Origin of the sequence: Pseudomonas sp. H3(2019) (genome assembly GCF_007713465.1) — a bacterium.
Taxonomy (GTDB): Bacteria; Pseudomonadota; Gammaproteobacteria; order Pseudomonadales; family Pseudomonadaceae; genus Aquipseudomonas.
On record NZ_VMSG01000005.1, the window covers coordinates 17,881 to 31,497 of the forward strand.

At 59.9% G+C, this 13,617-nt stretch carries 11 protein-coding genes; 8 read left to right on the plus strand and 3 right to left on the minus strand.

The genetic code is table 11. From position 1 onward, the window contains the following. Positions 1-9: 9 nt before the first annotated feature. A complete protein-coding gene (locus FPT12_RS06965) occupies positions 10-444 on the minus strand; it encodes a rhodanese-like domain-containing protein (RefSeq protein ID WP_145015239.1) in 435 nt (144 codons plus the stop codon). A 100-nt stretch (positions 445-544) separates the two neighbouring features. Between FPT12_RS06965 and ftrA the strand changes: the two genes are divergently transcribed. Then, positions 545-1,522, plus strand: a complete 978-nt coding sequence (ftrA, locus tag FPT12_RS06970; RefSeq protein WP_145015240.1) for a transcriptional regulator FtrA — start codon at positions 545-547, stop codon at positions 1,520-1,522. A gap of 72 nt (positions 1,523-1,594) precedes the next feature. Here the strand turns inward: ftrA and FPT12_RS06975 are convergent, their stop codons facing one another. Next, on the minus strand, positions 1,595-2,824 hold the full coding sequence (locus tag FPT12_RS06975) for an acyl-CoA dehydrogenase (RefSeq protein WP_145015241.1): 1,230 nt from the start codon (positions 2,822-2,824) through the stop codon (positions 1,595-1,597). Positions 2,825-3,000: 176 nt separating this feature from the next. Between FPT12_RS06975 and FPT12_RS06980 the strand changes: the two genes are divergently transcribed. From FPT12_RS06980 to FPT12_RS06990, 3 genes are all read left to right on the plus strand, one after another. After that, positions 3,001-3,936 carry a LysR family transcriptional regulator gene (locus FPT12_RS06980; RefSeq protein WP_145015242.1) on the plus strand — a complete coding sequence of 312 codons (936 nt, stop codon included), beginning with the start codon at positions 3,001-3,003 and terminating at the stop codon, positions 3,934-3,936. Between the two features lie 84 nt (positions 3,937-4,020). Then, positions 4,021-4,419 (plus strand): MerR family DNA-binding transcriptional regulator, encoded by a 399-nt coding sequence (locus FPT12_RS06985; RefSeq protein WP_145015243.1) that lies wholly within the window; start codon positions 4,021-4,023, stop codon positions 4,417-4,419. A gap of 157 nt (positions 4,420-4,576) precedes the next feature. Then, positions 4,577-5,476 carry a hydroxymethylglutaryl-CoA lyase gene (locus FPT12_RS06990; RefSeq protein ID WP_145015244.1) on the plus strand — a complete coding sequence of 300 codons (900 nt, stop codon included), beginning with the start codon at positions 4,577-4,579 and terminating at the stop codon, positions 5,474-5,476. Between the two features lie 590 nt (positions 5,477-6,066). Here FPT12_RS06990 and FPT12_RS06995 read toward each other — a convergent pair. Beyond that, positions 6,067-7,764 carry an AMP-binding protein gene (locus FPT12_RS06995; protein ID WP_145015245.1) on the minus strand — a complete coding sequence of 566 codons (1,698 nt, stop codon included), beginning with the start codon at positions 7,762-7,764 and terminating at the stop codon, positions 6,067-6,069. 250 nt (positions 7,765-8,014) lie between these two features. Here FPT12_RS06995 and FPT12_RS07000 point away from each other — a divergent pair, with 250 nt between their 5' ends. The 4 genes from FPT12_RS07000 to FPT12_RS07015 are packed head-to-tail and all read left to right on the plus strand — an operon-like array spanning position 8,015 to position 13,575. Continuing rightward, positions 8,015-9,178 carry an isovaleryl-CoA dehydrogenase gene (locus tag FPT12_RS07000; protein ID WP_145015246.1) on the plus strand — a complete coding sequence of 388 codons (1,164 nt, stop codon included), beginning with the start codon at positions 8,015-8,017 and terminating at the stop codon, positions 9,176-9,178. Between the two features lie 11 nt (positions 9,179-9,189). After that, a complete protein-coding gene (locus FPT12_RS07005; protein WP_145015247.1) occupies positions 9,190-10,797 on the plus strand; it encodes a carboxyl transferase domain-containing protein in 1,608 nt (535 codons plus the stop codon). A 13-nt stretch (positions 10,798-10,810) separates the two neighbouring features. After that, positions 10,811-11,626 carry a gamma-carboxygeranoyl-CoA hydratase gene (locus FPT12_RS07010; protein ID WP_145015248.1) on the plus strand — a complete coding sequence of 272 codons (816 nt, stop codon included), beginning with the start codon at positions 10,811-10,813 and terminating at the stop codon, positions 11,624-11,626. Further along, entirely contained in the window at positions 11,626-13,575 is a 1,950-nt protein-coding gene (locus tag FPT12_RS07015; RefSeq protein ID WP_145015250.1) for an acetyl/propionyl/methylcrotonyl-CoA carboxylase subunit alpha, read from the plus strand. The genes FPT12_RS07010 and FPT12_RS07015 overlap by 1 nt, the downstream gene beginning before the upstream one ends. Positions 13,576-13,617: the final 42 nt, after the last annotated feature.

The following is a 13,617-nucleotide window of genomic DNA, read 5'->3' on the forward strand; positions in this document are numbered from 1 at the left end:
GTGTCGCGATCAGCACTCGCATCCGATTGCCGCACTGGCTGGCCGTTCAACCGGGTGGCTCAGTTCAAAGCCTTCATCCAGCCATCCGGTCACTCCACCGATCATCTCCTTGACCGGGTATTCCAGCGCCGCGAGCTTCACCGCAGCCTTGTTCGCACCGTTGCAGTGCGGACCGGCGCAATACACCACGAACAGGGTGGTTTTCGGGTAAGCCGCCAGGACCTCGGCGCTGATCAAGCGCCCAGGAATGTTGATCGCACCCGGCACATGACCGCGCTCGAACGCCAATGGCCCCCGTACATCCACCAGAACGAAGTCCACATCACCGGCCTGCTGGCTGCCAAAGACGTCGGAACAGTCGGTTTCAAAGGTCAGGCGATTGCTGAAATGCATCAGGGCAACGGCGGATGGGGCGGCAGGAATTTCGCGAACCAGACTGGTCATAGGTGCTCTCCAAAGCGTGTGTGGGCGTGAGAGGACTGTATCCAACTCGCCGATATCGCTACAGTGGCGCACAAGACACTCACTGGGAATTTTCCGCCAAATGCACACTGAACCCGGATTAGTCGCGATTCTGGCCTACGACGGTCTCTGCACCTTCGAGTTCGGGATTGCCGTGGAGATCTTCGGGCTGGCGCGGCCAGAGTTCGACTTTCCCTGGTACGAACACCGGATCGTCGCTGTCGATCAGGGACCGATGCGCGCCATGGGCGGCATTCGGGTATTGGCGGACGGTGGTATGGAACTGCTGGACACCGCGCGAACCATCATCATCCCCGGTTGGCGCAGCCGCAGCGAGCCGGTGCCGGAAGCGCTACTTTGCGCCTTGCGCCAAGCGCATGCCCAAGGCGCGCGGCTGCTGTCGATCTGCTCCGGGGTGTTTGTACTCGCAGCCACGGGGTTGCTCGACGGGCTGAGCGCAACCACTCACTGGCGTTATACCGAGGAACTGGCCGAGCGTTTCCCGAACATTCTGGTCGACCCCGACGTGCTGTATGTCGATGCCGGGCAGCTGATCACCTCCGCCGGCAGCGCCGCCGGAATTGATGCGTGCCTGCACCTGGTGGCGCGGGACTTTGGCACCCAGGTGGCCAACTCGGTGGCACGCCGGTTGGTCATGTCGCCGCAACGCACTGGCGGCCAGGCACAGTTCATTCCCGCCCCCGTCAGCCGCACCCCCCGCAGCGATTTGTCACGCGTCATGCAATGGGCCCGCGAACGCCTGCATGAACCGTTGGGCGTGCGCGAACTGGCGAGTCAGGCAGCGATGAGCGAGCGAACTTTTTTACGACGGTTCAGCGAAGCCACCGGTGCCTCGCCCAAATCCTGGCTGCAACAACAACGGTTGGCACGCGCCCGGGAACTGCTGGAAAGCAGCGCGCACAACACCGAGTCCATCGCGCTGCAATGTGGTTACCGTTCGGTGGAGAGTTTTCGGGTGGCGTTTCGCTGCGTGGTCGGGCTGCCGCCGTCGGTGTATCGAGAGCGGTTTGGTCGCGAGGTCAACGCGCTATCGGTGTGAGGGAAGACTGCAAATGCACTCACCCGCCAACGCAGCATTACTGTGTTGGCGGGTGAGCTATAGCGCCTGGATTCAGTGCCCGTTGCGCAGCATTTCTTTGGGCACGTATTTACCGATTTCAAACTTGCCGATCGCCGCACGGTGCACTTCGTCCGGGCCATCGGCCAGGCGCAGCGTACGTTGCATGGCGTACATGTAGGCCAGCGGGAAATCGTTGGAGACACCCGCACCACCGTGGATCTGAATCGCCCGGTCGATCACCTTCAGGGCCACGTTAGGCGCCACCACCTTGATCTGGGCGATTTCACTTTTCGCCACTTTGTTGCCCACGGTGTCCATCATATAGGCCGCTTTGAGGGTCAGCAGCCGGGCCATGTCGATTTCCATCCGCGAGTCGGCGATCTTGTCGATATTGCCGCCCAACCGCGCCAACGGTTTACCGAATGCGGTGCGGTTGATCGAACGCTTGCACATCAATTCCAGCGCGCGCTCCGCCATGCCGATCGAGCGCATGCAGTGGTGAATCCGGCCCGGGCCAAGGCGCCCCTGGGCGATCTCGAAACCACGGCCCTCACCCAGCAACACGTTCTCATAAGGTACGCGGACATTCTCGAACAGCACTTCGGCGTGACCGTGAGGCGCATCGTCGTATCCGAACACCGGCAGCGGACGAACGATCTTCACACCCGGAGCATCCACCGGCACCAGAATCATCGAGTGCTGCTGGTGACGCGGTGCGTCGGGGTTGCTCAGGCCCATGAAAATCAGGATTTTGCAGCGTGGATCGCATGCGCCGGAGGTCCACCACTTTTTACCGTTGATCACCCACTCGTCGCCATCACGCACCGCACGGGCGGCCATGTTGGTGGCGTCGGAGGACGCCACGTCCGGCTCGGTCATGGCGAACGCCGAGCGGATCTCACCGCGCAGCAGCGGCTCCAGCCAACGTTGCTTTTGCTCTTCATTGGCGTAGCGCACCAACACTTCCATGTTGCCGGTGTCCGGCGCCGAGCAGTTGAACGGCTCAGGCCCGAGCAAGGAACGGCCCATGATTTCCGCCAATGGCGCGTATTCCAGGTTGGTCAGGCCGGCGCCCAGTCCGGATTCCGGCAAAAACAGGTTCCACAAGCCTTCTGCCTTGGCCTTTTTTTTCAGCTCCTCCATGATCGCGGTTGGCTGCCAGCGATCGCCTTCAGCAACCTGGCGTTCGAACACCGCTTCGGCTGGATAAACGTACGCATCCATGAACGCAGTCACGCGTTCACGCAGTTCCTGGACCTTGGGGGAATAGGCGAAATCCATGGGCAGCTACCTTTTTTGACGAGGTGTTGAAGACGTTGTTGAGGTCATGAATCGATGCTAGATCAGCGTTGATAATTTACCTAGCCTATTCTCGGCGTGTATTAACATTCATCACCGATATATGATCGACTGATCGAGCCCCCTGCTCCAATAACAAAAGCCAAGAGCGAAACGCCATGAACCTAAGCAAGGTCGACCTCAATCTTTTCATCGTCTTTGACGCGATCTACACCGAAGCCAACCTGACCCGCGCCGGGCAGATCGTCGGCATCACCCAGCCTGCGGTGTCGAACGCTCTGGCCCGCCTGCGCGAGACCTTCAACGACCCGTTGTTCGTGCGTACCGCCCAGGGCATGGTGCCCACGCCCATGGCGCAGAACATCATCGGCCCGGTACGCAACGCGCTGTCGCTGCTGCGGGTATCGGTGCAGGAAAGCCGGATTTTCAACCCGTTGCAGGCGGTCAAGACCTATCGCATCAGCATGACCGACCTCACCGAAGCGGTGATCCTGCCGCCGCTGTTCCAGCGCCTGCGACGCCTGGCACCGACGGTGATCATCGAGAGCTTTCTGTCGAAACGCCGCGAGACCACCAAGGAGCTCGCCGCTGGCCGCCTGGACTTTGCCGTCGATGCGCCGCTCAACACCGATCCGCAAGTGCGCCACGTCAAGTTGATGGAAGACCGTTATGTGTGCGCCATGCGCAAGGGTCATCCGATGGCGAACAAGGAAAAATTCACCCTCGACGACTACCTGTCACTGACCCATGTGCACATTTCCAGCCGCCGTAGTGGCCTGGGTTATGTCGACCTGGCCTTGGGCAAAATGGGCATCCAGCGCAAGATTGCCCTGCGCTCGCAGCATTACCTGATGGCCTCCCAGGTGTTGCAGCAAACCGACATGGTGATGACCGTGCCGGAGCGTTTTGCCCGGCGTCATGACCTGCACGCCTTCTATCTGCCGGTCAATGATGTGCCGCCGGTGGAGACCCACCTCTACTGGCACGAAAGCACCGATCAGGACCCGGCCAACCGCTGGATGCGCGAGCAGATGATCGAGTTGTGTCAGCAAGTGACGGCGCATGAGAAGAAGCTCGACAAGCAGTTGGCTTGAGGAAGGTTAAAAGATTGCAGGCTGCTTGACGTTCACGTCAACCTGACATTAGCTTAGCGCCATGACCTTTTTGCGAGCGTGCCCATGAGCAGCCAGACCTACAGTATTTCCGACCTCGCACGCGAGCTCGACATCACCACTCGCGCCATTCGCTTTTACGAAGAGCAAGGCCTGCTCAGCCCCGAGCGTCGCGGCCAGGAACGTATCTACTCGCCACGTGACAAGGTCAGCCTGAAGCTGATCCTGCGTGGCAAGCGCATCGGTTTTTCCCTGGCCGAATGCCGCGAGCTGATCGAGCTTTACGATCCCTCCAGCGGCAATCAGAAACAGCTGCACAGCATGCTGGCGAAAATCACCGAACGCCGTGAACAGCTTGAACAGCAACTGCTGGACATCGAGCAGATGAAACTGGAACTCGACACCGCCGAAGAACGCTGTGTCCAGGCGCTGGAACAGACGATCAAGAGCCAGCAGGCCGTTTAGCAGGTCTACGCAATCCACTGTTGATCGTTCCCACGCGCAGTAAAGGAACGCAGCCCGTGACGCTCCGCGTCACAATCAAGAGCGGACGCAGAGCGTCCATTGAGGCATTCCCACGCAGAGCATGGGAACGATCTCATAACACACAGGTAGATATCCTATGTCCCTCCCCACCCACGTACGCCTGATCGAAGTCGGCCCACGCGATGGACTGCAGAACGAAGCCCAACCCATCAGCGTCGCGGACAAGGTGCAGTTGGTCGATGCACTGAGTGCCGCTGGCCTTGGCTATATAGAAGTCGGCAGTTTCGTTTCGCCGAAATGGGTACCGCAAATGGCCGGCTCGGCGGAGGTGTTCGCGCAGATCCAGCGCAAGCCCGGGGTGACCTACGGCGCACTGGCGCCGAACCTGCGCGGGTTCGAAGACGCGGTGGCTGCCGGGGTCAAGGAAGTCGCGGTGTTCGCCGCCGCGTCCGAAGCCTTCTCGCAACGCAACATCAATTGCTCGATCAGCGAAAGCCTGGCGCGCTTCGTGCCGATCATGGACGCCGCCCGGCAACACGGGGTCAGTGTGCGCGGTTACGTGTCCTGTGTGCTCGGCTGCCCTTACGAGGGTGATGTGGCGCCTGAGCAAGTCGCCCTGGTTGCGCGCGAGCTATACGCCATGGGCTGCTACGAGGTCTCTCTCGGTGACACCATCGGCACCGGCACCGCTGGCGCAACGCGCAAGATGTTTGAAGTGGTTTCAGCCGACGTGCCACGGGACAAACTGGCCGGGCATTTCCACGACACCTACGGTCAGGCCATGGCCAACATCTATGCCAGCCTGCTGGAAGGGATTGCGGTGTTCGACAGCTCCATCGCCGGCCTCGGCGGCTGCCCATACGCCAAGGGCGCCAGCGGTAACGTAGCCACCGAAGACGTGCTGTACCTGCTCAATGGGCTGGGCATCGAGACCGGCGTCGACATGGACAAACTGATTCTGGCCGGCCAGCAGATCTGCAACGTCCTGGGCCGTCCCACCGGTTCACGCGTGGCCAAGGCCCGTAGCGCCCAGTGATGTGTCGGGGGTGTTACCGCACCCGCAACAAAACGAGTAACACGGAAACAACCTGACCGAATTTTTATGAACGATTTGTCCTACAAAATGTTAATTGCTTGATTTTAAAGGACTTTAAAAAGTTGGCATGGCTTCTGCTATCTCTATGGCATAACAAGAATAAAAAGCAGCAAACCTAATAAAAATAAGACGTAACGACTCTGACATAACAAAAACAACACGGCAGAGACGCAGCTAACAGATTTTTTTGGAGAAGGTGTGCTTTTCAGGGTGCTGCTTGCAGTAACCCGCAACCGGGCAGAGAACAATAAAACTACCTTCAGGTAGCTCCCGAACTGGTTGGATCGCTTGGCGAAAAAGCAGATCAGCGCTCAAAAAAATACGTTTGCTCTTGACCCCGGATGGGGGTCGCCCGAAACAGCGGTAAAGGGTCACGGTTGCCAAAAACAACAACAGACCGCCCCTTAATAATAAAAAAAGAGCAGGCAACGACAAATTAAAGGGGAGCTTCGGCTCCCCTTTGTGCTGTCTGATGTTTGGGTTTTCGCCGCGCATCCTGTGGGAACGGGCTTGCTCCCACAGGATTGTCGTTAGCCTTTATTGGTTTTCAACTCCTCGATACTGATCTCGCGCATCCGGAACTTCTGGATCTTGCCGGTCACAGTCATCGGAAATTCCTCGACGAACTTGAAGTAGCGCGGCGTCTTGAAGTGCGCGATGCGCTCCTTGCACCAGGTTTGCAGCTCTTGCTCAGTGGCGCTGTGGCCCGGGTGAAACTTGATCCAGGCGACGATCTCCTCACCGTACTTCTCGCATGGAATGCCGACGATCTGCACATCCGCCACCGCTGGATGGGTGAAGAAGAACTCTTCCAGCTCCCGCGGGTAAATATTCTCGCCACCACGAATGATCATGTCCTTGTTACGTCCGGCGATGCAGACGTAACCGTCTTCGTTCATGGTCGCCAGATCGCCAGTGTGCATCCAGCCAGCCTGATCGATTGCCTCGGCCGTGCCTTGCGGGTTGTTCCAGTAACCGAGCATCACGCTGTAACCGCGGGTGCACAGTTCACCGATGGTCCCGCGGGGCACCAGATTGCCCGCCTCATCAATGATTTTGCTTTCCAACTGCGGCTGGGTGCGGCCAACCGTGGTGACGCGCAGTTCCAGATCGTCTGACGGACCGGTCTGTAACGACACCGGACTGGTTTCCGTCATGCCGTAGGCAATCTGCACTTCGCTCATGTGCATTTCGCTGATGACCCGGCGCATGACTTCAATCGGGCACGTTGCCCCGGCCATGATCCCGGTACGCAACGTCGACAGGTCGAACTCTGCACGGCGCGGTTGATCGAGCATGGCGATAAACATGGTCGGCACACCGTACAACGCAGTGGCTTGCTCTTGCGCAACAGTGGTCAACGTCAGCAACGGATCGAAGGCGTCGCTGGGATAGATCATGGTGCTGCCATGGGTGATGCAACCCAAGTTGCCCATGACCATGCCGAAGCAGTGATACAGCGGCACCGGGATCACCAGGCGATCATCGGCGGTCAGCCCGAGGCTTTCGCCAACCATGTAGCCGTTGTTGAGGATGTTGTAGTGACTGAGAGTCGCGCCCTTGGGAAATCCGGTGGTGCCCGAGGTGTATTGAATGTTCACCGCCTGGTCGAAATGCAGGCTGCTTTGCCGTGCCTTGAGCTGTTCAACCGGCACCCCGACGCCAAGATCCGCCAGTTGCGACCACGGCAAAAAGCCTGATGGCGGTTGCGCGTCGAGGCTGATCACGCCGCGTAAGTCCGGCAGGCGTTCGGACTGCAAGCGACCAATGGATTGCTCGGCCAACTCCGGCACCAGGCCTTGCAGCATGGCGTGGTAATCGGAGGTCTTGAACGAACCGGCACACACCAGCCATTGGCAGCCGGACTGCTTCAGCACGTACTCGAGTTCGGAACTGCGATAGGCCGGATTGATGTTGACCAGAATCACCCCGATCTTCGCGCTGGCAAACTGGCTGATGCACCACTGCGCGCAGTTTGGCGCCCAGATACCGAGACGGTCCCCCGTCTGTAAACCCAGCGCCAGTAACGCTCTGGCGTGCAAGTCGACAGCTTCAGCCAATTGCGCCCAGCTGAAGCGAAGTTGCTGATGGCGCACCACCAATGCCTCGCCCTGGGGGTACTTCGCGACGGTGTTATCGAACACCTGGCCAATGGTCATCGCCAGCAAGGCTTTGTCCTGTGAACCACGGTTGTAGCTGTACTGCGGGGGAGCACTGTGTTGATCCATGACGACCCCTATTGTCTTTATTTTAGGAGCGAGGCTGCCTGCGACAGGACTGCCCCGGCGTTACTGAAAGTCCGCGCTATCGTTCATCGCGAGCAAGCTCGGCTACTACAGAGTCGCGCAAGTTGACGTTAACGTAAAGGGTGATTGACAGCCATTCGTCACAGGCTTACGTTAACGTAAAGGTGACAGTCGTTTCGGCGCGCTGTGCAGACCGATTCTCCATTTATAAAAACAAGTTTGAAGGTGCCCCATGAGCTATCCGACCCTGAACTTTGCCCTCGGCGAAACCATCGACATGCTGCGTGACCAGGTCCGCGCCTTTGTCAGCAAAGAGATCGCCCCGCGCGCAGCACAGATCGATATCGATAACCTGTTCCCGGCTGACTTGTGGCGTAAATTCGGCGACATGGGGTTGCTGGGGATTACCGTTCCAGAAGAATATGGCGGCGCCGGCCTGGGCTATCTGGCGCACGTGGTGGCCATGGAAGAAATCAGCCGTGGCTCGGCCTCGGTCGCCCTGTCCTATGGCGCGCATTCCAACCTCTGCGTCAACCAGATCAACCGCAACGGCACCCACGAACAGAAAGCCAACTACCTGCCGAAGCTGATCAGCGGCGAACACATCGGCGCCCTCGCCATGAGCGAGCCGAACGCCGGCTCCGACGTGGTTTCAATGAAGCTGCGTGCAGATAAACGCGGCGACCACTATGTGCTCAATGGCAGCAAGACCTGGATCACCAACGGTCCGGACGCCAACACTTACGTGATCTACGCCAAGACCGACCTGGAAAAGGGTCCGCATGGGATCACCGCATTTATCGTCGAGCGCGACTGGAAAGGTTTCAGCCGCAGCAACAAATTCGACAAGCTCGGCATGCGCGGCTCGAACACCTGCGAGCTGTTCTTCGATGACGTTGAAGTCCCGGAAGAAAACATCCTGGGCGTGCTCAACGGTGGCGTGAAAGTGCTGATGAGCGGCCTCGACTATGAGCGCGTGGTGCTCTCCGGCGGGCCAACCGGGATCATGCAGGCCTGCATGGACCTCATCGTCCCGTACATCCACGACCGCAAACAGTTCGGCCAAAGCATCGGCGAATTTCAGCTGATCCAGGGCAAGGTCGCCGACATGTACACCCAACTCAATGCCAGCCGCGCCTACCTGTATGCGGTGGCCCAGGCTTGCGAGCGTGGCGAAACCACCCGCAAGGATGCTGCCGGCGTGATCCTTTACAGCGCGGAACGCGCCACACAAATGGCCCTCGACGCAATCCAGATTCTGGGCGGTAACGGCTACATCAATGAATTCCCGGCAGGCCGTCTGCTGCGTGACGCCAAGCTGTATGAAATCGGTGCGGGCACCAGTGAGATCCGTCGCATGCTGATCGGTCGCGAACTCTTCAACGAAACCCGCTAACGGAGCTGTCCATGGCAATCCTGCACACCCAGCTCAACCCCCGTTCAGCGGAGTTCGCGGCCAACAGCGCGGCGATGCTTGCACAGGTCGACGCGCTGCACACCCTGCTCGCTCAGGTCCGGCAAGGCGGCGGCGCCAAGGCCCAGGAACGGCATACCTCACGCGGCAAACTACTGCCCCGCGAGCGGATCAATCGCCTGCTCGACCCTGGCTCACCTTTTCTGGAAATCAGCCAACTGGCCGCTTACGAGGTCTACGGTGAAGAGGTCCCCGCCGCTGGAGTGATCGCCGGCATCGGCCGGGTCGAAGGTGTCGAATGCATGATCGTTGCCAACGACGCGACCGTGAAAGGCGGTTCGTACTACCCGCTGACCGTGAAAAAACACCTGCGAGCCCAGACTATCGCCCAACAGAATCGACTGCCGTGCATCTACCTGGTCGACTCCGGCGGCGCCAACCTGCCGCGTCAGGATGAAGTGTTCCCGGACCGTGAACACTTCGGGCGGATCTTCTTCAACCAGGCCAACATGAGCGCCATGGGCATCCCGCAGATCGCTGTGGTCATGGGCTCCTGCACTGCCGGTGGCGCCTATGTGCCAGCCATGGCCGATGAAGCGATCATGGTCCGTCAACAGGCGACGATTTTCCTTGCCGGCCCGCCGCTGGTAAAAGCCGCGACCGGTGAAGTGGTCAGCGCCGAAGACCTGGGCGGCGCCGATGTGCACTGCAAGATTTCCGGTGTGGCCGACCATTACGCCGGCAGCGACGAACACGCGTTGGCGCTGGCTCGGCGCAGCGTTGCCAACCTCAACTGGCGCAAACTCGGTGAACTGCAGCAACGCACGCCGATCGCCCCGCTGTTCGCCAGCGATGAGTTGTACGGCGTGGTGCCGGCCGACGCCAAGCAGCCGTTCGATGTGCGTGAAGTCATCGCGCGTCTGGTCGACGGTTCGGTGTTCGATGAGTTCAAAGCGCTGTTTGGTACGACGCTGGTCTGTGGTTTCGCACACCTGCACGGCTACCCGATCGCGATTCTCGCCAACAACGGCATCCTCTTCGCCGAAGCGGCGCAAAAAGGTGCGCACTTCATCGAACTGGCCTGCCAGCGCGGGATTCCCTTGCTGTTCCTGCAGAACATCACCGGCTTCATGGTCGGTCAGAAATACGAAGCCGGCGGCATTGCCAAGCACGGCGCAAAACTGGTCACCGCCGTGGCCTGCGCCAAGGTGCCGAAATTTACTGTGATCATCGGCGGCAGCTTCGGCGCCGGTAACTACGGCATGTGTGGGCGGGCCTACGATCCGCGGTTCCTGTGGATGTGGCCGAACGCACGAATCGGCGTGATGGGCGCCGAGCAAGCCGCGGGTGTGCTGGTTCAAGTCAAGCGCGAACAGGCTGAACGCAGCGGTCATCCTTTCTCCGACGCCCAGGAAGCCGAGATCAAGCAACCGATCCTCGATCAGTACGAAGAACAGGGCCACCCCTACTATTCCAGCGCCCGGTTGTGGGACGACGGCGTCATTGACCCGGCGCAAACCCGCGACGTGCTGGCCCTGGCCTTGTCTGCATCGCTGAATGCACCTATCGAACCGAGCCGCTTCGGCGTGTTCCGGATGTGATCTGGAGAAAACCATGAGCGACTTCAATACCCTCGAACTGCTGACCGACCCGCGTGGTTTCGCCACGCTGTGGTTGAGTCGCGAGGCGAAAAACAACGCCTTCAACGCTGAAATGATCCGCGAACTGATCCTCGCGCTGGACAAGGTCCAGAGCAACCCGAGCCTGCGTTTTCTGCTGGTGCGCGGACGTGGCAAGCATTTCAGCGCTGGCGCTGACCTGGCCTGGATGCAGCAATCGGCCGAACTCGATTACCACACCAACCTTGACGACGCTCGCGAGCTGGCTGAGTTGATGTACAACCTGGCCAAGCTGAAAATCCCGACGCTGGCGGTAGTCCAGGGCGCGGCCTATGGCGGCGCATTGGGCTTGATCAGTTGCTGCGACATGGCGATTGGTGCCGATGACGCGCAATTCTGCCTGTCGGAAGTGCGCATCGGTCTGGCGCCCGCGGTGATCAGCCCTTTCGTTGTGCAAGCCATCGGCGAACGGGCCGCGCGCCGTTATGCACTGACCGCTGAACGTTTCAGTGGCCAACGTGCTCAAGAAATCGGCCTGCTCAGCGAAAGCTATCCGGCCAGCGAACTGGAGTCGCAGGTCGAACAGTGGATCAACAATCTGTTGCTCAATAGCCCACACGCCATGCGCTCAAGTAAGGAGTTGCTGCGTGAAGTCGGCAACGGTTCCTTGAACCCGGCGTTGCGCCGCTACTGTGAAAACGCGATCGCCCGAATTCGCGTCAGCCCTGAAGGTCAGGAAGGCTTGCGAGCGTTCCTGCAGAAACGTCCGCCAAGCTGGCAGCCCGAATCCACTACCAAGGAGCTGCGTTGATGAGCGCCCCTGTTCTCACCACCTTGCTGGTGGCCAACCGTGGCGAAATTGCCTGCCGAGTGATGCGTACCGCCAAGGCATTGGGCCTGACCACCGTGGCTGTGCACAGCGCCACTGATCGCGATGCGCGGCACAGCCGCGAGGCGGACATCCGCGTCGATCTGGGTGGCAGCAAAGCCGCTGACAGTTACCTGCAAATCGACAAACTGCTCGCTGCCGCCAAGGCCAGCGGCGCTCAGGCGATTCACCCGGGTTATGGCTTTCTCTCGGAGAACGCCGGATTCGCGCGCGCCATTGAAGCCGCCGGCTTGATTTTCCTCGGCCCACCCGCTTCGGCCATTGACGCCATGGGCAGCAAATCCGCCGCCAAAGCCTTGATGGAAACTGCTGGTGTGCCGCTGGTACCGGGTTATCACGGCGAAGCCCAGGACCTGGAAACCTTCCGCGATGCCGCCGAGCGCATCGGCTATCCGGTGCTGCTCAAGGCGACTGCCGGTGGCGGCGGTAAAGGCATGAAAGTGGTCGAGGACGTCAGCCAGCTGGCCGAAGCCCTGGCCTCGGCGCAGCGTGAAGCGCAATCTTCGTTTGGCAATTCGCGGATGCTGGTGGAAAAGTACCTGCTCAAACCACGGCATGTGGAAATCCAGGTCTTCGCTGATCAGCACGGTAACTGCCTGTACCTCAACGAACGTGATTGCTCGATTCAACGTCGTCACCAGAAAGTCGTCGAAGAGGCGCCGGCCCCCGGCCTGAGCGCGGAACTGCGCAAAGCCATGGGTGAAGCGGCAGTCCGTGCGGCACAAGCGATCGGTTATGTCGGCGCAGGCACCGTGGAGTTTCTGCTGGATTCGCGCGGTGAGTTCTTCTTCATGGAGATGAACACGCGCCTGCAGGTCGAACACCCGGTCACCGAAGCCATCACCGGTCTCGACCTGGTGGCGTGGCAGATTCGCGTCGCCCAAGGCGAGCCGCTGCCCATGACGCAGGCCCAGGTGCCGTTGCTCGGCCATGCGATTGAAGTGCGTTTGTATGCCGAAGACCCAAGTAATGACTTCTTGCCGGCCACCGGACACCTGGCGCTGTACCGCGAGTCAGCCGCAGGCCCGGGCAGGCGCGTCGACAGCGGTGTCGAGGAAGGCGACAGCATTTCGCCATTCTATGATCCGATGCTTGGCAAGCTGATCGCCTGGGGCGAGGACCGCGAACAGGCTCGTTTGCGGCTGCTGAGCATGCTGGATGAGTTCGCCATTGGCGGGCTGAAGACCAATATCAGCTTTCTGCGCCGAATCATCGGACACCCGGCCTTCGCTGCAGCTGAGCTCGACACCGGATTCATCCCACGCCATCAGGAACAGTTGCTGCCAGCGCCAAACGAACTCAGCGATGAATTCTGGCAAGCCGCCGCTCAAGCCTTTGCGAAAAGCCAGGCACACCACGTACGCGCTGATGACCCGGGTTCGCCATGGGCCGTTGGCAGCGGTTTCCGTGCCGGGTTGCCGGCAGAAACCACGCTGCACTTAAGCTGCGAAGACCAGGACCGGGCCATCACCCTGGCACCGGCCGACACCCGTAACGCCGAGCTCGACGGTGAGCAATTGCTGGTCGAACATCACGGCGTGCGCCGTCAGCATCGCGCCATCCGTCATGGTGAAACCCTGTTTCTGCAATGGGAAGGTGAGCTGCGCTGCATCAAGCCTTACGACCCTATCGCCGCGGTGGAAGCCAGCCATAGTCATCAGGGTGGCCTGACCGCACCAATGAATGGCAGCATCGTCCGTGTATTGGTAACGCCAGGGCAAACGGTCGAAACCGGCGCGCAACTGGTGGTGCTGGAAGCCATGAAAATGGAGCACAGTATTCGTGCGCCCCATGCAGGCGTGGTCAAAGCCTTGTATTGCCAGGAGGGCGAGATGGTCAACGAAGGCAGTGCGCTGGTGGAGCTGGAATAATCGCGGCCTGATGACAGGTCCTACGCCGTAGGACCTGTTTGA

Coding starts and splice junctions, on each gene's coding strand:
- FPT12_RS06975 (WP_145015241.1), bottom strand. CDS start 2,824: ATGGATTTCGCCTATTCCCCCAAGGTCCAGGAACTGCGTGAACGCGTG.
- FPT12_RS06985 (WP_145015243.1), top strand. CDS start 4,021: ATGAGCAGCCAGACCTACAGTATTTCCGACCTCGCACGCGAGCTCGAC.
- FPT12_RS07005 (WP_145015247.1), top strand. CDS start 9,190: ATGGCAATCCTGCACACCCAGCTCAACCCCCGTTCAGCGGAGTTCGCG.
- FPT12_RS07000 (WP_145015246.1), top strand. CDS start 8,015: ATGAGCTATCCGACCCTGAACTTTGCCCTCGGCGAAACCATCGACATG.
- FPT12_RS06995 (WP_145015245.1), bottom strand. CDS start 7,764: ATGGATCAACACAGTGCTCCCCCGCAGTACAGCTACAACCGTGGTTCA.
- FPT12_RS06965 (WP_145015239.1), bottom strand. CDS start 444: ATGACCAGTCTGGTTCGCGAAATTCCTGCCGCCCCATCCGCCGTTGCC.
- ftrA (WP_145015240.1), top strand. CDS start 545: ATGCACACTGAACCCGGATTAGTCGCGATTCTGGCCTACGACGGTCTC.
- FPT12_RS07010 (WP_145015248.1), top strand. CDS start 10,811: ATGAGCGACTTCAATACCCTCGAACTGCTGACCGACCCGCGTGGTTTC.
- FPT12_RS06980 (WP_145015242.1), top strand. CDS start 3,001: ATGAACCTAAGCAAGGTCGACCTCAATCTTTTCATCGTCTTTGACGCG.
- FPT12_RS07015 (WP_145015250.1), top strand. CDS start 11,626: ATGAGCGCCCCTGTTCTCACCACCTTGCTGGTGGCCAACCGTGGCGAA.
- FPT12_RS06990 (WP_145015244.1), top strand. CDS start 4,577: ATGTCCCTCCCCACCCACGTACGCCTGATCGAAGTCGGCCCACGCGAT.